The organism is Caballeronia sp. LZ065, assembly GCF_031450975.1.
In the GTDB taxonomy this organism is placed as follows: domain Bacteria; phylum Pseudomonadota; class Gammaproteobacteria; order Burkholderiales; family Burkholderiaceae; genus Caballeronia.
The window spans coordinates 1720251-1739521 of the sequence record NZ_JARUXV010000001.1 but is presented as its reverse complement, the minus strand read 5'-3'; the positions used below and the strand labels follow the sequence as shown (position 1 = coordinate 1739521).

The window sequence follows — 19271 nt, the reverse complement described above, 5'->3', positions numbered from 1 at the left end:
TTTAATGCAAAAAAGGCGTGAGAGCCGTGAACCCACGACTCGCACGCCCCTTGCCACCGCGCGTCAGGCTTGCGCCGTTGCGCTGGCCAGTTCCTCGAAGCTGACTTCCTTGTCGGTCACCTTGGCCTTGCCGAGGACGAAGTCGACGACGTTGCTCTCAACGACGAACGCTTCCATTTCGGCGAGGCGCTGCTGGTTCGAATAATACCAGCGGACGACTTCCTTCGGGTCTTCGTAGCTTTTGGCGAATTCGTCCACTTCAGCGCGGATCTGCTCGGGCTTTGCCTGCAGTTCGTTGGCCTTCACGAGTTCGGCCAGCACCAGGCCGAGCTTGACGCGGCGCTCGGCTTGCTCGGCGAACATTTCGGCCGGGATCGGTGCGTCCGCGGCGTTCGGCACGCCACGTTGCTGCAGGTCCTGACGGGCCATTTCGACCAGACGCTGCTGATCCTGCTCGATCAGCGCCTTCGGCACGTCGAGTTCGGAGATCTTGAGCAGTGCGTCCATCACCTGATTCTTGACGATCTGCTGCGTGCGGCGCTTGGCTTCGCGCTCCAGGTTGTCCTTGATCTCGCCGCGCATCTTCGTCAGGTCGCCGTCTTCGATACCCAGCGACTTCGCGAAATCCGCATTGATTTCCGGCAGATGCGGCCATTCGATCTTCTTGATCGTGACCGTGAATTGCGCCGTCTTGCCCGCCACGTCCTTGCCGTGGTAGTCCTCGGGGAACTTGAGGTCGAAGTCCTTCGACTCGCCGACCTTCAGCCCCGTGGCAGCCTGTTCGAACTCCGGCAGCATGCGGCCTTCGCCCAGCACAAACGCGAAGTCCTGTGCGCTGCCGCCTTCGAATGCCACGCCGTCAAGCTTGCCGACGAAGTCCAGCGTTACGCGGTCGCCTTCCTTGGCTGCCGTGTCGCCGCCGTCGCCGTGCTCGCCGGCTTCGCCGCGTGCGTGGAAGTGCACGCGCTGCTTGCGCAGGATGTCCAGCGTGCGGTCCACTTCGGCTTCGGAGATGGTGGTGACCGTGCGTTCGATTTCAGCGTCGGCGACGTCGCCCAGCTTCACGTCCGGATAGACTTCGAAGGTCGCGTCGAACGCGTAGGCGTCGGCGGCGTCTTCGACCTTCGGCGCGAAGCTCGGCTGGCCCGCGACGCGCAGGTTTTCCGCGCGGGTGACGTCGAAGAATTCCTTGCCGACCTTGTCGCTCAGCACTTCGGCTTCCACCTGGCCGGCGTACTGCTGGGTCACCATCTTGAGCGGCACCTTGCCCGGGCGGAAACCCGGCATGCGCACGTTCTTGGCCAACTGGCGGATACGCGAATCCACTTCCTTCTGCACTGTCTCTTTCGGCAGGGAAATCGTCACGCGGCGTTCGAGCTTGCCGAGGTTCTCAACTACGTTAGCCATGGCTGAAATCGTCCTAAAGTGAAACGTCAATTCGGTGTTCGGTTCTTCCGCGGTTCTAAACGCGCGGGTCCGGATGCGGGCTCTGGCCGGGCCTGTTGCCAAGGCCCGGCTGCTGCCGCCGGCCAGGATCGGTGACCGGCACCGTGGCGCGCATGTCATGCATCGTGCGCGTCTCGCGGAGGGCCGGGCCGTCGCCCGACTCGGTGTCAGCCAACAGAGCCCAGTAGTTTAGCAAACAAATCAGGCCACCCTGTCCGACGAATCCGTGCGCCGGCCTTGATAGCCCGCCGCGGCCCCTGAAACGCCTGATTCACGCCCGGATCTGGCGTAATTCCGCGTTTTCGCGGCTTCGCCACACGCGCAGAATCTCCGTTATCCGCGCGCGGCTATTTTGCGCAGGGCGCCACGCTGATAAGCTTGCCAGCGCACGATTCGCGCGACCAATCGGCACCTTGCGCAATCCATGACCGAAAGGCATGAAGCGCATGCAATAAATGAATGGCGTTTGGCGTCGCGCACGTGCGTTCGTTCACTTCCAAACCAGAACATTCGAGACACCATGTCCAACGTCATGTCCGCCCCCGTAGTCGTCATCGCTCCCGATTCGTTCAAGGGCTCGCTTTCCGCGGAAGGCGTCGCGGGCGCGATCGCCGAAGGCATCCGGCGCGCGCGGCCGGACGCCGAGATCCGCATCCGCCCGATGGCCGACGGCGGCGAAGGCACGCTCGACGCGATGCTGGCCGCCGGCGGGGAGCGCCGCCTGCTCAACGTGCGCGGCGCGGCGGCCGCGCGGCGCGATGCCGCGACGGGCTTGCTCGCCGACGGCGGCGCGATCATCGAGACGGCTGAAGTGGTCGGCATCACCGATCCGGACGGGATGGCCGTGCCCGTCACCGAGCGCAGCACGCTCGGCATGGGCGAGGCGATCCGCGCGCTGCTCGATTCGGGCGCCCGCACCTTTTACGTCGCGCTGGGCGGCAGCAGCACCAACGACGGCGGCGCGGGCCTGCTCGTCGGCCTCGGTCTCCGATTGCTCGATGCCGGCGGCCAGGAACTCGAGCCGGTACCTTCCGCGCTGGCGAAGATCGCGCGCATCGATGCGTCGGGGCTCGATCCGCGCGTGAAGGAGGCGCAGTTCATCGGCATGTCGGACGTGGACAATCCGCTGACCGGCGAGCACGGCGCCACCGCGATCTTCGGTCCGCAGAAAGGCGTGACGCCGGAGCAGATCGCGCCGGTCGACGCCGCCCTCGCCCATTTCGCGGATCTGCTGGAACCGGCGCTGGGTGTCGTCAAGCGCGACGCACCCGGCGCGGGGGCCGCGGGCGGGCTCGGGTTCGCGCTGCACATGCTGGGCGCGCGCTTCGAAACGGGCGCGGAAGTGGTGGCGCGCGAGATCGCACTCGACGATGCCCTCGCCGGCGCGAACTGGCTCATCACCGGCGAAGGCCGCTCCGACGTGCAGACGCTGCACGGCAAGGCGCCCTTCATCGCCTGCAAGCACGCGCGGGCGGCGGGCGTGCCGGCTTCGCTGCTGTCGGGTGCGGTGGATTCGGCGGCGCTGCCGCGTCTTTCCGAGTTCTTCGACGGCTGCTTTTCGCCCGCGCCCGGGCCGATCACGCTCGACACTGCCATCCGCGACGCCGCGCGGCTGCTCGCCAATGAAGCCGAGCAACTCACGCGTTTGAAGTTCGGGTCGCGCGGGTCGCGATAAGGGCGAGCCCCTCACGCAGCCACCCGCTTCCCGCCGAACGCAATCCGGTCAAGGCACCACACGGCGAGCATCGTCATACCCATCAGCGGGAAGATCATGCCGAGCAGCGTCAGGCCGCCGCGCCACGCGCGCATCGGCGGACGCCGGGCCGGCCGCGCCGGTGCGCCGATGGTCCGTGCCGGCCGGCGCTTCAGCCACATGACGAAACCCGTCAGCGCCAGCGCGGCGAGTCCGAGCGAAATCGCCGAGCAGACGAGCTGGTTCGCGAGACCGAAGTAGCGTCCCATGTGCAGCGACGTGCCGTACGAGATCCATTGCGCGACGCGACCATAGTTCGCGTATGAGATGTCGGCCAGCACGCGGCCGCTGTACTGGTCGATGTGCAGCGTGCGTTCGTCGCGCGGATCGGCAGGGAACGACGACACCGTATAGACGCCGCCCCGGGTGCTCGGCAGCGCGAGGCCGTAATCGTCGGCGACGCCGTTGCGCGCCGCGAGCGCCACCACCTGATCCAGCGACAGCCGCGCGGCCGCAGTAGCCGGCTCGGTTACGCTGCCCGGCACGGCCGTCGCGCCGACGGCCCACGGCGTCTGCTTGAGCGGCAGATCGTCCATGGTCATCGGCATGGCGTGTCCGGCATGTCCGGCATGTCCGGCGTGAGCATCGGCCTCCTGCGCGCCCGCCGTCGGCACGCTCGACTGCACGTGCGCTTCGCCCCACGCGCCTTTCGGATACCCAAGCGATGCGGAAGTCGCGAGTGCCTTGAATTCGCGCCCCCACGATCCCGACCACGGCAGTCCGGACAGCACGAAGAACAGCGCGCCCGCTGCGAGCCATATGCCGCCGACCGCATGCAGGTCGCGCCACCACGCGCGGCCGCGCAATGACAGGCGCGGTAGCCAGACGCCGCCCTTGCCACCGTTGCGGACATTCGTTCGATCCGGCCACCACAGCGCGACGCCCGTCCCGATCATCACGAGCGTCCAGCAGCCGGCCAGTTCCATCAGCAGTTCGCCGGTCTTGCCGAGCATCAAGCCGCGATGCAGGTCGCGCACCTGTTTCATCAGCCGATGTTCGACCGACAGCCTGCCGAGCACGGCGCCGTCATACGGATTCACATACACGCTTTCGCTTTCGCCCGAAGGCAGGCGAAACACGAATTCGGCGCTGCGCGTGCGGTCGGATTCGATCTGCGCAAGCGTCGCGATCGCGCCGCGCGGTTCACTCGCGGCGGCTTTGGCGAGCAGGACCTCGCGCGGCAACGGCGGCACGTGCGGATCCGCGACGACCATCCGGTCGCGATACAGAAGCGGCTCGAGCTGCGGCTGGAAACAGTAGAGCGTGCCCGTGACGGCGAGCACGATCAGCAGCGGCATGACGAAGAGGCCGGCATAGAAGTGCCAGCGCCAGAGCGTGCGGCGCTGCGCGATGACATCGCCCGGAATGGGCTGGGCGGTGGCAGGTGATTCGGGTGCGAGCATGGCGATTCTCTGAAGAGTGTGTGCGTGTCAGATCGAAGGCATCTGTAGGCATCAGATCCCGATGCGCCCTTCCACATAAAACGTGCGCCCCGCATACGGGTGATACACGTAATAGCGTTCGTCGAACAGGTTGTCGACGCCCACGCCCAGTTCGGTGTGTTTCGTCGGCCGGTAGGTGAGCTTGGCATCGACCACGGTGTAGCTGCTGGTGCCGCCGTAGGTATCCGGGTTGACGTCGGTGTTCGTCAGCGAGTTGTATTGCCGTCCGGAATACCGTACCGCGAGCGTGGCCGCCGTATTCCCGGTCGCGCGCCAGGTCGCCGCGAGATTCGCCCGCCACAGCGGGATGCGATAGAAGTACTTCCCCACCGATGCCGGATTGCCGCTGTTCGCGATGATTTTCGACTGCGTATAAGCGACATTGGCAACGAGATCGAGACCGCGCACCAGCACGTCCTGACCTTCATAGGCGAACTCCGCGCCGCGCGAACGCACACGGTCGATATTCTGAAAGTTCGTGACATTCGGAATCACGGTCGTGTTGGTCTGGCTGAGGATCGTGTTCTTCACGTCGTCCTGAAACAGCGTGAAGCGATAAAGGCCGTTGCCGTGAATCCACTCCGCGCTGAGTTCCTTCGAGAGATCGTCTTCCGGCTTGAGATCAGGATTGTTGTTGACGATCGACATGCCGCTGATCTGCCCTTGAAAGAGTTCGCCCGCCGTGGGAAAGCGATACGCGCGTCCCATCGAGGCGCGCAGCGTCAAGTCCTGGGTCGCGTCGAACGACAGCGAGGCCTTGGGCGACCAGTGGCCTTCGCTGGCCCCGGCATAGTCGAGCGACGTCGCGCCCACCGCGCGCGAACCGTCGTAGGCGTTCCAGTTCTCATAACGCACGCCATACGTGAACGCCCAGCGCGGCAGGAAGCGCCACGCGTCCTGCGCGTAGACGGCCTGCGTGCGCGTGCGGCCGCCGAACGCGTTGGCGAACGACACGCCCGCCCCTTCGCGCCATGCATCCGTGTTCGACGTCACGTTGGAGACGAAATAGTTGTCGTAGTGATAGCCGAACGACAGCGCATGCGCCGCCGGTCCCGAGCGTGTGTAGGGCGTCCAGCTCGCGCGCAGGTCGAGCGATTTCCAGCCGGAGCCGCTGCCGTCGGTGAGCGTGCCGGGGCCGTCGCCGGGCACGCCGGAACTGGCCGTGCGCGCGATGCTCTGCGCGATGTCGAAATACGACGCGAGGGCCTCCGCGTTCCAGCCGGCAGCGTGATGGGTGCGCAGCGATGCGCCGTACAGGGTGTTCTCGCTCGCGCCCATGCTCGGCGCGAAGGTGGCCGCGGGAATGTCGTACGCGTAGCCGCCGATGTTCACGCGGCCGCTGTACACCGGATTGCCCGCGGCGTCGCGCAGGAAGGTCTGCGTGTCGCTGTTGTACTTCTGATGCCAGTAGCCGAGGGTGAAGCCGGCCTGCAACGTGTCGGTCAGGTCGTACGCGAGCTTCACGCGCAACTGGTCCTGGAAGGTGCGCTCGATGCCCTCGCCCGAGGTGCCGAGCACGGCCGTCGGCGTGTTGTACTGGTCGCGATAGAAGGTCGCGCCGGTGACGGGCGTGTCGGCGGCCGTGGCGGGCGTCTTCGACTGCGCGAGCGTCGCGAACTGCAAGGGCTGGCCCGTGCTCTCCTGATGATCCGCGCCGATCAGGAACGACAGCCTGCCGATCCGGTCGCCCACCGTCGCGCTCGTGTTGGCGCCGGTGAAATTGCGATCCACGCCGAACAGGCTGAAATGCTGCGTGAAACCCTGCACTTTCGCATCGGATTCGAACTGGGTCGGCATGCGCGTGGTGATGGCCACGGTCGCACCGATCGAATTGCCCGGATAGAGCGCCGAATACGGGCCGTAGATCACGTCGGCGCGGTCGATGTCGTCCGCGAAAATCATCGACCAGCGCGGCGCGAAGTTCCAGGTGTTGCCAAGGAAGTTGCTGAGCAGCAGGCCGTCGGCATAGACCAGGCCGCGCGCCGTCTGCGCGTTGCTGGTGCCGCGCACCGCGATGGTCGAGTTGAGGTCGCCGATGAAGCGCTTGCGCACGGCCAGGTTCGGCGCGTACTTGAGCACGTCTTCGCTCGACGTCACGTTCCAGTACTGGAACTGGTCGGCGCTGACGGTGTTGACGGTCGAAGGCAGGTTCGGGTCGAGCGACGACGCAGGCGGCGCGGATTGCGCGCTGACGCGTACCGGCGCGAGCGCGGTGTCGGTGGAATCGGTGGCATCGGCGGACTCGACCGCCGATGCGGCAGGCGCAGCGGCCGCTGATAGCGCCGCGTGCGCCATCAGCGAAATGGGAAGCCATGCGCGTGAATGCGCGAAGGCACGGCGGCGCGAGCACTGCCGCGCGCGCGTGATGAGTGGAAACATCGTGAATTCCTGACAGGACGGACGAGCGGTCACGCGTCCGTCGTGCTCACGCGCGCGACGGACGTCGATGGGACCGGACGAAGAACGGGTTCAGGAAAAGACGGGCGGCGCGCGCGGACGCGCGGCGTTGAACGACTTCGAATGAATCGAGGCGACTTGCGCGCGCGGCGCCATGCGCGCGACCCGCTCGATGCGCGCAGCCTGTGGCGTGATGCCCGGCGTGACCGGCAGATGATGCGCGAGCAGGCCGCAATAGGAACAGGCGTCGAGATGGCCGGCGGCGTCATGTAACGCCGGCGACGCTCGTGCCGCATGTGCGGCTTCAGCGGAAGGAGAGACCGTGCAGAGGGCGGCTTGCGGATCATCGGAGGCCGCGCGGGCTGCGAGCGTCTGGCTGATGACCGGCGCGACAATGGCGAGCCACATGGCGGCAATGCCGAGCCAGGCGACGAAGCGATTGCGCGCGTTGCGGGTCATGAGAGCGGAATGGAAGTCGAAGCGAAAGATTGCCGAGATTGTAGGCAGCGCGCGAGCATGCCGCAATCTCATGATGCGCATGAAGAGCATCACGCGCGCAATTGACGCAAGCGACGCAAGCGACGCACCCATGCACGCGGAGCGCCGCCGCATTGCCGCAAATTCCCGGACATCGACAAATGAATCGGTTAGAATCTCGGGCTTGGCACGTTGGACTGGTGCCGGACACGGCGGCATCGCCGGGCGTCGAGACAGGCCGCAAGGCGTCGAGAAACCCGCCGCGCAAGCCGTGACGCGAGGATGGCGAAATTGGTAGACGCACCAGGTTTAGGTCCTGACGCCCGCAAGGGTGTGCGGGTTCGAGTCCCGCTCCTCGCACCACTCGCGGCTCGTGGTTGAAGCCGGGTTCCCCGGCGGTGCGTATCGAACGCATTCGGCATTGTCGGCGTGGTTTTCCACCGCGTTGCATCGAGCCGAACCTCACGCAGTACACGCGGCCGGAGATCTGTATCTTCCGCCCCGGACTTGAAACAAACCCGCGCCGATTCTGGCTGACGCGGGTTTTTTCTTGTCGAATCGATATTGAAGGCCGGCCAGCACGCGCGCGCTGGAGCTTGTTTCGATCAAGCCTTCCACGACGCCCACGCGCGCTGTGTTTGAACGCCGGCGAGCGTCTGGGAAAGCGCAGCGCCCGTTTGGCCGGCTTGATCCCGTACACGTCTTGCGCAAGCTCGCAATCGCGCAGCATCCCGAACCAATGCTGCCAGTCCTCGTCGACGCGAAGCCCGCGGCCGTCAGCCGCTAGACGCTGATGTCGCCGAGTTCGACCATCATCACCTCGCCCTTCTCCTGCGAGCGTCCTGCGAAGTCCACTCCGGAGTGATTCATCACCCTGCGGATCTCGTTCGGCACCAGTTCGCTCGCGCGCGCCGCCGCGATCGGCCGGTCCACGTGCGACAGAAACTGCCGCACGCCCGAGGGCTGCCAGAACACGAAGACGTTGAGCGGATAGGACAATGCGGCATCGGCCCTGCGGTTCGCCGTGATGTGCAGGCCCACCGTCGGCGACACATGCATCTGGCGCGGACACACACGGAAGTCGAAGCCGAAATCCGTCGCCACGCTTTTGACGAGGAACGGCAGGCATCGGTCGCCGAACTGCTTGTTCTCGGATTTGCTCAGGGCCATGGGCGCCTCCCGACTGCGTGCACTGCGGTGGAACGTCGTACTCGGACGGATTGCGGCAGTGTTGCGCCGGGCGTGAGCGGCGTCAGTGGTACGCCGCACATCCGGATACAGCCGCGGCCGCCGGCGATCGGCGGCAAAGCTCCCGCCGGGCGGATAAAATGGGCGCCCATGCGTCGGCGGACATCGCCCCGCTCACCCTTGCCTCCCCACACATCAAGTTCGTGAATTTCGACGACTACTGCCAGCAGAAAGCCGCACCCGAAGGCTCCGGCACGTACTACGCACTGCGCCGCGCCCCCGCCGCCGTGCAGCCGCTCCTGACCGCCCTGTTCGCGTTGCGGCGCGAGCTGGAGGAAACGGTCAAGGAAACCAGCGATCCGACCATCGGCCGCACCAAGCACGCGTGGTGGCAAAGCGAACTCGGCCGGCTCGACGCAGGTACGCCAACCCATCCGGTCACCCAGGCCCTACAGGCCCATGCCGGCGACGCCCGGCATGCCGTGCTCGACGAGGCGGGCCAAGCGTTGCTGGCGACGGTCGTCGATGGCTTCGGCATGGATCTGGATCAGGCGCGCTATCTCGACTGGCCCGGCCTGCGGCGCTATCTCGACCCGACCGGCGGCGCGTTCGCCACGGCCGTCGCCCGTGTGACCGCGCGCGAGCCGCAGCACGCCGCCGCGTGGGCCGCTCCGCTCGGCGCGGCGCTGCAACTGGCCGAACGCGTGCAGAACATTGGCGACGACGCGCGCCATGGCCGCATCTACCTTCCGATCGACGAATTGCAGCGCTTCAACGTGACGGCGGCGGACATCATCAATCGCAAGTACGGCGACGCTTTCGCCGAACTGATGCGCTTCCAGACCACGCGCGCGCGCCAGGCGCTCGACGCTGCCCTGGCGGCCCTGCCGCCCGCCGAACGCGCCACGCAGCGCGTGCTGCGCGCAGAGGCGGCGCTCGCTTACGCATTGTTCGATGAAATCGAGCGGGAAGACTTCAAGCTGCTGCATCAACGCATTTCGCTCACGCCGATCCGCAAGCTGTGGATCACGTGGCGCACGCGTTGAACGCGCTAGACGCGCAATAGCGGCAGCGGCGCGAAGCGCGCCACCGATGACGACGGCGCGACGCCCAGATGCGCGCACGCGGTGGCGTGCAGCCGCCTGAAGTCGAGGCTCACGGGCAGGCCGTCGCCGGCCTCGAGCGCATCGAGACGCGGCGCCGCGCCCCACAGACCGCCGCGCACGTTGCCGCCCATCACGAACTGCGCCGCGGCGGCGCCATGTTCCGTGCCGCGGGCCGCATTCTCGCGGGCCGAGCGTCCGAAATCCGAGCTCGTCATGACCAGCGTCCGATGCCAGTCGCCCGCTGCGATCAGCGTCGCTCGCAGCGCCATGAGCCCATCCGCGAATTGCGCGAGCAACGCCGCATGCCGGGGCGCCTGGTTTTCGTGCGTATCGAAGCCGTGCATCGCGATGCGTATCACGGCGGCTTCACGCTGCACGATCGAGTGCGCGGCGGCCGTGCATGAAGCCGCGAACGAGGCGGCAGGCGAGGCTTGGGCGAGCGGCACGCTTGCATGGGCGAGCCAGCTGTCGCCACGGTACTCATGCGTATCGGAAGCCGTGTCCCAGATCTGACGTGAGCGGAAATGCGAGCGATTGGTCGCGTCATGACCGACGCCCTGAACGATCGCCAGTTCCTGTCCTTGCCAGACCTTGAGCAACGGCAAGAGTGACGGATGCAGACCCGTGCGGTCATCGAGCGGCACGACCTGATCTTGCGGCACGGCCAGCGTCGGCCGCAGCGCGCGATAGCGCGGATCGCCGATTGGGATGACCGTGTTCAGGCCATCGTTGCCGCCATTCAGATCGACGAGCACCAGCGCGCGATGAAACGTGGACGCGTCTGCACGCGGCTCGCATGCGACGCCGCTCGACCACCCCGCGAACGCGCCGGTCGTGCAGAGGAACTGGCGTCGGTTCATGAGGAGGCGCGCCTAGCGCTTGTAGAGATCGCGAACCGCTTCTTCGATGTGCTGCCGCAAGAGACGGCGCTCGTCGGCTGTCATCACGGTATGGCGCGGCGGGCGCGCGGGCGGCGCCTGATCGACCTGCTGGACGGGTTGCATCGCGGGTGCCTGGTTGTCGTGAGCACCGGGCGCGCCTTTGCTCACGCGCTGCTGCGCGCGAATCATGCGGCCATCGAAACGTTTGGGAGGTGTGGCGACGCTGCGGTCAAAACGGTCGGAACGGTTGCCGTCAAGCGCGAAGCCGGCGTTCTGCGCATGGGCGTGAGGCGTGCTCAGCACTGCATAGAGCGCACTGGCAAGAAGTGTCTTTCTGAAAATGCGCTCGGCGCGCACGGGTCCGCGTTGCCGCGCTCCCTTCATATTGTTCCCTTCGTTGCTCGACAACCGGACAGCCTCAGTCTTTTCATGCGCGTCCTGCCATGGCTGGTCGGGCCGCACGACGCGCTGGTCTAATGGAGTATCTACCGAATGGCGTGCTTTCGCTAAGGAGTGTACGACCCAAACCCTTAGGCCGTGCCACAGGCCCCGTAAATTTTGTAACCAACTGTTACACTCGCTTTTGTTACAAACTCGACGTTTGACTAATCGCGCTAAGATGCCGCCATGGAAACCAAGAACCCTTCAAAAATTCTCGTAGTCGACGACGACCCGCGCCTGCGTGATCTCTTGCGCCGTTACCTCGGCGAGCAAGGTTTCAACGTGTACGTTGCGGAAAACGCACCGGCCATGAACAAGCTCTGGGTGCGCGAGCGTTTCGACCTGCTGGTGCTCGACCTGATGCTTCCTGGCGAAGACGGCCTTTCCATCTGCCGCCGTCTGCGCGGCAGCAATGACCGCACGCCCATCATCATGCTGACCGCGAAAGGCGAGGATGTGGACCGTATCGTCGGGCTGGAAATGGGCGCCGACGACTACTTGCCGAAGCCGTTCAATCCGCGCGAACTCGTGGCGCGCATTCATGCGGTGCTGCGCCGCCAGACGCCGTCCGAATTGCCGGGCGCGCCTTCGGAAACCACCGAGGTTTTTGAATTCGGCGAATTCGCGCTGAACCTCGCGACGCGCACGCTCACGAAGAACGGCCAGGAAATTCCGCTGACCACCGGCGAATTCTCGGTGCTCAAAGTGTTCGCGCGTCATCCGCGCCAGCCGCTGTCGCGAGAAAAGCTGATGGAGCTCGCACGCGGCCGTGAATACGAAGTGTTCGACCGCAGTCTGGACGTACAGATCTCGCGTCTGCGCAAGCTGATCGAGCCCGACCCCGGCAGTCCGCGCTTCATCCAGACGGTGTGGGGCCTGGGCTACGTGTTCATTCCCGACGGCGCGGCCTGAGTGTTCCTGAGCTTCTTGAGCTTGAGCAAGTTTGGTCACGCTTTCTTCCCTTACCCGAGCTGAACCCGGCAGACCCATGCGCATCGACAGGCGGCTACTGGCGCTCGCGTTCGGCGGCCTGTTCTGGCGTACCTTCGCGCTGATCGCGCTGCTCATCGCGGTCAGCCTGACCGCATGGTTCCAGAGCTTTCGCGTGATCGAACGCGAACCGCGCGCGCAGCGCGTGGCGCTGCAGCTCGTCGCGGTCGTCAAGCTGACGCGCACCGCCCTGCTCTATTCCGATCCCGATCTGCGCCGCGCGCTGTTGCAGGATCTGGAGAGCAACGAGGGCGTGCGCGTCTATCCGCGCGAAACCACCGACAAATACAAGCTCCAGCCGGACGAATCGCTCAACCGGCTGATCGAGCGCGACGTGCGTGGCCGGCTCGGCAACGACACGATCATCGCGCAGTCGGTCAACGAGATTCCCGGCGTGTGGATCAGCTTCAAGATTGATGACGACGATTACTGGGTCGCGCTCGACCGCGACCAGCTCGACACCGTCACCGGCCTGCAATGGGCCGGCTGGGGCGTGTTCGCGCTGGCGTTGTCGCTGTTCGGCGCGGCTTTCATCACGAGTCTCGTCAACCGGCCGTTCGCGCGGCTGGCGCTGGCCGCGCGCAAGCTCGGTTCGGGACAGTCGCCGGAGCCCTTGCCGGAGCGCGGCATGGGCGTCGCCGCCGAGACCAACCGAAGCTTCAACCAGATGGTGCAAGACCTCGAACAGCTCGAGGCGGACCGCGCGCTGATGCTCGCAGGCATCTCGCACGACTTGCGCACGCCGCTCGCGCGGCTGCGGCTCGAAACCGAAATGAGTCCGTCGGACGAGGCGACCAAGCTCGCGATGATCGACGACATCGAGCAGATGGACATGATCATCGGCCGCTTCCTGGACTATGCGCGGCCCATGCAGCGCATGCCCGAGGCCGTGGATCTTTCGATGATCGCCAGCGAACTGGCCGCGCGTTTCCACGCCGACGAAGGCGTCGTGATGCGCACCGATCTCGCGCCCGGCGCGGTGATCGAAGGCGATCCGACCGATGCGCGCCGCGTCGTCGGCAATCTGCTCGAGAACGCGCGCAAGTATGGGCGCAGCGAGCATGACGACATCGCCCGCATCACGCTGCAGACGCGCGTGTCGCACGGCAAGGTGGAGCTTTCCGTGATGGACGAAGGCCGCGGCATTCCCGACGACCAGGTCGCGCTGATCACGCGTCCGTTCTATCGCGTCGATACCGCGCGAACCCAGGCGAACGGGACGGGCCTCGGCATGGCGATCGTGCAGCGCCTCGTCACGCGGCAGCGCGGCACGCTGCGCCTGCGTAACCGCGCGCCGCTGGCGGGCTTCGAGGTGACGATCGATTTCCCGTCGATGAAGGGCGGCGCGCGCTTCGAAGGCTGAGCCGCATCGCGATGTTGAAACCCCGCGTCGTCCTTCGTGTCAGACACTGAATGTGTCCTTTCTCCCTTCCTCAGGAGCCTCCGCATGAAGACCGTCGGCGACAAAGTCGAGGCATTCACCGTCACCGCGGCGAAGCCGGGCTTCAACCATTACGAGGAAAACGGCCAGTCCGCCTTCGAGGACATCACGGAGCAATCCTTTCCGGGCAAGTGGAAGATCATCTACTTCTACCCGCGCGATTTCGGCTTCGTGTGCCCGACGGAGATCATCGAGTTCGCGCGCCTTGCACGGGATTTCGAAGATCGCGATGCGGTGCTGATGGGCGGCAGCGTCGACAACGAGTTGGTCAAGCTGGCCTGGCGCCGGGAGCACCGGGAATTGAGCAAGCTCAATCACTACGCGTTCGGCGACGTGAAGGGCGAACTGATCGACCAGCTCGGCATCCGCGACAAGGAAGCGGGCGTGGCGCTGCGCGCGACCTTCATCGTCGATCCCGAGAACGTGATCCAGCACGTGTCGGTGAATAACCTGAACGTGGGCCGCAGCCCCGAGGAGGTGCTGCGCGTGCTCGACGCCCTGCAGACCGGCGAGCTGTGTGCCTGCAAGCGGCCCGCCGGCGGCACGACGCTCTGAGCGCGCGCCGCTCGCCCGTCACGTACTGGATGCTTCAGGCGTCGATGGAGGTCCGGCGCAGCAGCACGGCCGCCTGCGCCTCGATGCCTTCCTTGCGGCCGAGATAGCCGAGCTTCTCGTTGGTTTTGGCTTTCACGTTGACGCGGTCGAGCGGCAGGTCGAGGTCGTCGGCGATGTTCGCGCGCATTGCCTCGATATGCGGCGCGAGCTTCGGCGCCTGGGCGATCACGGTGCTGTCCACGTTGACGATCGCGAAACCGGCGTCCGTCACGCGACGCACGGCTTCGCGCAGCAGCACGCGACTGTCGGCGCCGGCGAACTCGGTCGCCGTGTCCGGAAAATGCCGGCCGATGTCGCCGAGCGAGGCCGCGCCGAACAGCGCGTCGGTGATGGCGTGCAGCAGGACGTCCGCGTCCGAGTGGCCGAGCAGGCCGCGTTCGTAAGGCACCGTCACGCCGCCGATGATGAGCGGGCGGCCCTCGACGAGCTGGTGGACGTCGTAGCCTTGTCCGATTCTGAAATCCATCGATGCAAACCTTGGTTGAGTGAGGGGTTGACGTACTTCAGGCGTGCGTTCCGAGCATCGCGCCGGCGAGCGCGAAGTCTTCCGGATACGTCACCTTGAAGTTGCGCAGGCTGCCCTGAACGAGTTTCGGCGAGTGCCCGAGCCATTCGATGGCGCTTGCTTCGTCGGTCAGGTCGTGGCCGTCGTGCCGCGCGCGTTCGATCGCCTCGCGCAGCATGCCGACGCGGAACATCTGCGGCGTCTGCGCTTGCCAGAGGCCGTCGCGCGATTCCGTGCGGGCAACCCGCACATCATGGGCGTCGTTAGTGGACACGTCGGGCATGTTGGGTGCGACGCGCTTGAGCGTATCCGCGACCGGCAGCGCGAGAATGCCGCCGACCGCATCGTCGCGCAGTGCCGCGACGAGCTTGCGAATCATCTCCGGCGTGATGCCGGGGCGCGCGGCGTCATGCACGAGCACCCAGTCGTCGTCGCGCGCGCCGAAGCCGGCAAGCGCGAGCAGGCCGTTGTACACCGAGGCTTGCCGCGAAGGGCCGCCGCAGCGCGCCACCACGAAGCGCAGGCCGGCGAAGCGGCGGGCGTCGAAGTGCGGGTCGTCCGGTGCAAGCACGACCAGGGTCTGCGAGAATTCGGAACATGCGTCGAATGCCGCGAGCGTGTAGGCGAGCATCGGGCGGCCCGCGACGGTCTGGTATTGCTTCGGCATCGGGGCGCCGGATCGGCTGCCGGTGCCGGCGCAGGGAATCAGTGAGAAGAGGCGCGAAGTCACGGGTGGATAACGTGGTTTAACGTGGCCAAGTCAAAGTCGAAGCCCGGATTTTATAATAGGTCCATCGCGACCACGTCCGGCGCACGCCAGTTCGCTTATTCGAACGGCGCGCCGGACGGCTCCATGCACACCCTATGCCTTCCAAAGCCGTCACCGCGCAGTCCAGTTCTCCCATCGCCGTCGTCAAGCCCGGCCAGCGTTTCGTCTTCTCCGGCGCGACCGTTTCGTCCGATGCCCTTGCTCTCGCGCGCTATCACGCGGCGTATCGCGAAAGCGTGCCGTTGCTGACGATTGTCACGGCCAGCGCGGTCGATGCCCAGCGTCTCGCGGCCGAAATCCCCTACTTCGCGCCCGATGCCCGTGTGCGGCTGCTGCCCGACTGGGAAACGCTCCCCTACGACACCTTTTCGCCGCACCAGGATCTGGTCTCCGAGCGTCTGGCGACGCTGCACGATCTCGGCGAAGGCCGCTGCGACATCCTGATCGTGCCGGCGACCACGGCGCTGTACCGGATGCCGCCGGCGTCGTTCCTGGCAGCCTATACGTTCTCGTTCAAGCAGGGCGAGCGCCTCGACGAAGCGAAGCTCAAGGCGCAGCTGACGCTCGCGGGTTACGAGCACGTGAGCCAGGTCGTGCGGCCGGGCGAATACTGCGTGCGCGGCTCGCTGATCGATCTCTATCCGATGGGTTCACCGCTGCCCTATCGGCTCGATTTGTTCGATGACCAGGTCGATTCGATCCGCGCATTCGATCCCGACACGCAACGCAGCCTCTATCCGGTGAAGGACGTGCGCTTGCTGCCGGGCCGCGAATTTCCGTTCGATGAAGCCGCGCGCACGGCCTTTCGCAGCCGTTGGCGCGAGGTGTTCGAGGGTGATCCGAGCCGCTCGCAGATCTACAAGGACATGGGCAACGGCGTGCCGTCGGCGGGGATTGAATATTACTTGCCGCTGTTCTTCGACGACACCGCGACGCTCTTCCACTATCTGCCCGAAGGCACGCAACTGGCGTTCGTCGGCGATCTGGATGCGGCGATCAAGCGCTTCACGCACGATACCAAGCAGCGTCACGACTTTCTGTCGCACGATCGCGAGCGGCCGCTGCTCGAACCGCGCCGCCTGTTCCTGACTGACGACGACTTCTTCACCTTCGCCAAGCCGTTTGCGCAGCTCAAGTTCCCGGCCGTGCCCGAAGGCGGTTGGGCGGCGCCCTTGCCGGGGCTTGCGCTCGACCGCCACGCCGACGAGCCGCTACTCGCGCTGCGCCATTATCTGGAGCAGACGGAGAATCGGGTGATGCTGGTGGCGGAATCGGCGGGACGACGTGAAACCATCCAGCAACTGCTCGCCGAGAATCACCTGCGCGGCGAAGCGCATGACACCTTCCACGAGTGGCTGACGAGCGACGGCAAGTTCACGCTCGGCATCGCGCCGCTGGCTAATGGTTTCTCGCTGCCATCCGAAAAGCTCGCGATCATCACCGAGACCGAGCTCTACGGACCGCTTGCGCGCCGCCCTGGACGGCGCCGGCAGGAACAGGCGAGCAATGTCGATTCGATGGTGCGCGACCTCGCCGAATTGAAGGTAGGCGATCCGGTCGTGCACGCGCAGCATGGCATTGGTCGCTACATGGGCTTGGTGTCGATGGATCTGGGCGAAGGCGAGACCGAGTTCCTGCATCTCGCGTATCAGAACGAGGCGAAGCTGTACGTGCCGGTGTCGCAATTGCATGTCATCTCGCGCTATAGCGGCGCGGATCCGGAGAGCGCGCCGCTGCATCAGCTGGGTTCGGGACAATGGGAGAAGGCCAAGCGCAAGGCGGCCCAGCAGATCCGTGACACCGCCGCCGAACTGCTCAACCTCTATGCACGCCGTGCCGCGCGCGAGGGCTATGCGTTCAAGCTCGAGCCGCGCGACTACACGAAGTTCGCGGAGAGCTTCGGCTTCGAGGAAACGCCTGATCAGGCGGCGGCGATTGTCGCGGTCATCGGCGACATGACGAGCGGCAAGCCGATGGATCGCCTCGTGTGCGGCGACGTCGGCTTTGGCAAGACGGAAGTGGCGCTGCGTGCGGCCTTCATCGCGGTGATGGCGGGCAAGCAGGTGGCGATTCTCTCGCCCACCACGCTGCTTGCCGAGCAACATACGCAGACCTTCACGGACCGTTTCGCGGACTGGCCGGTGCGCATTGCGGAGCTGTCGCGTTTCAAGACGGGCAAGGAAGTATCGACGGCCGTGCAGCAGATCAACGATGGCTCGGTGGATATCGTCATCGGCACGCACAAGCTCTTGTCCGGCGACGTGAAGTTCAAGCGGCTGGGGCTGGTCATCATCGACGAGGAGCATCGGTTTGGCGTGCGTCAGAAGGAAGGATTGAAGGCCTTGCGCGCCGAGGTGGACGTGCTCACGCTGACCGCCACGCCGATCCCGCGTACGCTCGGCATGGCGCTGGAGGGATTACGCGATTTCTCCGTGATCGCCACGGCGCCGCAGAAGCGTCTTGCCATCAAGACCTTCGTGCGTCGCGAGGAAGACGGCGTGATTCGCGAGGCGATGCTGCGCGAACTGAAGCGCGGCGGGCAGGTGTACTTCCTGCATAACGAGGTGGAGACCATCGAGAATCGTCGCGCGATGCTGGAGGCGCTGGTGCCCGAGGCGCGCATTGCGGTGGCGCATGGACAGATGCATGAGCGCGAACTCGAACGCGTGATGCGTGACTTTGTCGGGCAGCGTGCGAATGTGCTGTTGTGTACGACGATCATCGAGACCGGCATTGACGTGCCGACTGCGAATACCATTCTCATGCATCGGGCGGACAAGTTTGGGCTTGCGCAGCTGCATCAGTTGCGTGGGCGTGTCGGGCGCTCGCATCACCAGGCGTATGCGTATTTGCTGGTGCATGATCCGCAGTCGCTGACGAAGCAGGCGCAGCGTCGGCTGGAAGCGATTCAGCAGATGGAGGAACTGGGTTCGGGCTTCTATCTCGCGATGCATGACCTGGAGATTCGCGGCACGGGCGAAGTGCTGGGCGACAAGCAGTCGGGCGAGATTCACGAGATTGGTTTTCAGCTTTACACCGACATGCTGAATGACGCCGTGCGGGCGCTGAAGGATGGGCGCGAGCCGGATCTGAATGCGCCGCTTGCCGCGACGACGGAGATCAATCTGCATGCGCCGGCGATCCTTCCTGCGGATTATTGCGGCGATGTGCAGGAGCGTCTGTCGCTGTACAAGCGGCTGGCCAATTGCGAATCGAGCGATGCGATCGACGGGATTCTCGAGGAGCTGGTGGACCGGTTTGGCAAGTTGCCGCCGCAGGCGCATGCGCTGGTGGAGACACATCGGTTGAGACTTGCGGCCAAGCCGTTGGGCATCTCCAAGATCGATGCGGGTGAGCAGGCTATCTCGTTGCAGTTCGTGCCGAACCCGCCGGTTGATGGGATGAAGATCATCGAGATGGTGCAGAAGCACAAGCACATCAAGCTTGCGGGGCAGGACAAGTTGCGGATTGAGACGCGGAGTCCGGATCTTGCTGTGCGGTTGGCTACGGTCAAGGAGACCCTCCGTGCGTTGGGAGCGCCGGTCAGGCAGCCGGCGGTTTCTGGTCGGTGAGAGCGGTTTTTTCTTCTTCTGAGGGATCTGTTCGTTCTTCGCTTGCGCTTTCGTGGACTTCCCGCTTTCGCGTCGGTCTGCTAGCACTGCCCCTCCCCGGGGCGGGGGTGACTTTCTTTGCGGCTGCAAAGAAAGTCACCAAAGAAAGCGGGGGTGTCAGTATTTCCGTGTTCGAGGCAGATTGAGTAATTACACGGAAGGTCGAACGAATCGATCTGCATAAAGGATAGCGAATTGGTTCATGGCCG

The 19271-nt window shown here is 65.4% G+C and carries 15 protein-coding genes and 1 tRNA gene; 7 read left to right on the top strand and 9 right to left on the bottom strand.

Translation table 11 applies throughout. The annotated features are described in order from the left end of the window. Positions 1-63: 63 nt before the first annotated feature. The gene (gene tig, locus QCE63_RS08020; RefSeq protein ID WP_309833728.1) at positions 64-1407 is read right to left on the bottom strand and encodes a trigger factor; all 1344 of its coding nucleotides are present in this window, start codon (positions 1405-1407) and stop codon (positions 64-66) included. Positions 1408-1966: 559 nt separating this feature from the next. Here tig and QCE63_RS08015 point away from each other — a divergent pair. Then, positions 1967-3121, top strand: coding sequence for a glycerate kinase (locus QCE63_RS08015; RefSeq protein WP_309832208.1), 1155 nt, complete (start codon positions 1967-1969; stop codon positions 3119-3121). A gap of 11 nt (positions 3122-3132) precedes the next feature. On the opposite strand, the gene QCE63_RS08010 is transcribed toward QCE63_RS08015, so the two are convergent. The 3 genes from QCE63_RS08010 to QCE63_RS08000 all read right to left on the bottom strand — a co-directional run bounded on the left by QCE63_RS08010 (position 3133) and on the right by QCE63_RS08000 (position 7497). Further along, positions 3133-4602, bottom strand: a complete 1470-nt coding sequence (locus tag QCE63_RS08010; RefSeq protein WP_309832206.1) for a PepSY domain-containing protein — start codon at positions 4600-4602, stop codon at positions 3133-3135. Positions 4603-4653: 51 nt separating this feature from the next. Next, a complete protein-coding gene (locus tag QCE63_RS08005; RefSeq protein ID WP_309832204.1) occupies positions 4654-7020 on the bottom strand; it encodes a TonB-dependent receptor in 2367 nt (788 codons plus the stop codon). 90 nt (positions 7021-7110) lie between these two features. Then, on the bottom strand, positions 7111-7497 hold the full coding sequence (locus tag QCE63_RS08000; RefSeq protein WP_309832201.1) for a DUF2946 domain-containing protein: 387 nt from the start codon (positions 7495-7497) through the stop codon (positions 7111-7113). A 294-nt stretch (positions 7498-7791) separates the two neighbouring features. Here QCE63_RS08000 and QCE63_RS07995 point away from each other — a divergent pair. After that, positions 7792-7878: transfer RNA gene (locus tag QCE63_RS07995), tRNA-Leu, on the top strand. Between the two features lie 420 nt (positions 7879-8298). Here QCE63_RS07995 and QCE63_RS07990 read toward each other — a convergent pair. Next, entirely contained in the window at positions 8299-8685 is a 387-nt protein-coding gene (locus QCE63_RS07990) for a hypothetical protein (protein ID WP_309832199.1), read from the bottom strand. A 221-nt stretch (positions 8686-8906) separates the two neighbouring features. On the opposite strand from QCE63_RS07990, the gene QCE63_RS07985 reads away from it, so the two are divergent. After that, entirely contained in the window at positions 8907-9749 is an 843-nt protein-coding gene (locus tag QCE63_RS07985) for a squalene/phytoene synthase family protein (protein WP_309833726.1), read from the top strand. 5 nt (positions 9750-9754) lie between these two features. Here the strand turns inward: QCE63_RS07985 and QCE63_RS07980 are convergent, their stop codons facing one another. Continuing rightward, positions 9755-10669, bottom strand: coding sequence for a DUF1501 domain-containing protein (locus QCE63_RS07980; protein WP_309832198.1), 915 nt, complete (start codon positions 10667-10669; stop codon positions 9755-9757). Positions 10670-10681: 12 nt separating this feature from the next. Further along, on the bottom strand, positions 10682-11152 hold the full coding sequence (locus QCE63_RS07975; RefSeq protein ID WP_309832197.1) for a hypothetical protein: 471 nt from the start codon (positions 11150-11152) through the stop codon (positions 10682-10684). A gap of 165 nt (positions 11153-11317) precedes the next feature. On the opposite strand from QCE63_RS07975, the gene ompR reads away from it, so the two are divergent. The 3 genes from ompR to QCE63_RS07960 all read left to right on the top strand — a co-directional run bounded on the left by ompR (position 11318) and on the right by QCE63_RS07960 (position 14117). Then, positions 11318-12043, top strand: coding sequence for a two-component system response regulator OmpR (gene ompR / locus QCE63_RS07970; protein WP_309832195.1), 726 nt, complete (start codon positions 11318-11320; stop codon positions 12041-12043). A gap of 76 nt (positions 12044-12119) precedes the next feature. Next, entirely contained in the window at positions 12120-13484 is a 1365-nt protein-coding gene (locus tag QCE63_RS07965; protein WP_309808219.1) for an ATP-binding protein, read from the top strand. Positions 13485-13568: 84 nt separating this feature from the next. Next, the gene (locus tag QCE63_RS07960) at positions 13569-14117 is read left to right on the top strand and encodes a peroxiredoxin (protein ID WP_309832191.1); all 549 of its coding nucleotides are present in this window, start codon (positions 13569-13571) and stop codon (positions 14115-14117) included. Between the two features lie 34 nt (positions 14118-14151). Here the strand turns inward: QCE63_RS07960 and ispF are convergent, their stop codons facing one another. After that, positions 14152-14643 carry a 2-C-methyl-D-erythritol 2,4-cyclodiphosphate synthase gene (ispF, locus tag QCE63_RS07955; RefSeq protein ID WP_309832190.1) on the bottom strand — a complete coding sequence of 164 codons (492 nt, stop codon included), beginning with the start codon at positions 14641-14643 and terminating at the stop codon, positions 14152-14154. A 37-nt stretch (positions 14644-14680) separates the two neighbouring features. After that, positions 14681-15412, bottom strand: a complete 732-nt coding sequence (gene ispD, locus QCE63_RS07950; protein ID WP_309832188.1) for a 2-C-methyl-D-erythritol 4-phosphate cytidylyltransferase — start codon at positions 15410-15412, stop codon at positions 14681-14683. Positions 15413-15546: 134 nt separating this feature from the next. On the opposite strand from ispD, the gene mfd reads away from it, so the two are divergent. Further along, positions 15547-19023, top strand: a complete 3477-nt coding sequence (gene mfd, locus QCE63_RS07945; RefSeq protein WP_309832186.1) for a transcription-repair coupling factor — start codon at positions 15547-15549, stop codon at positions 19021-19023. Positions 19024-19271: the final 248 nt, after the last annotated feature.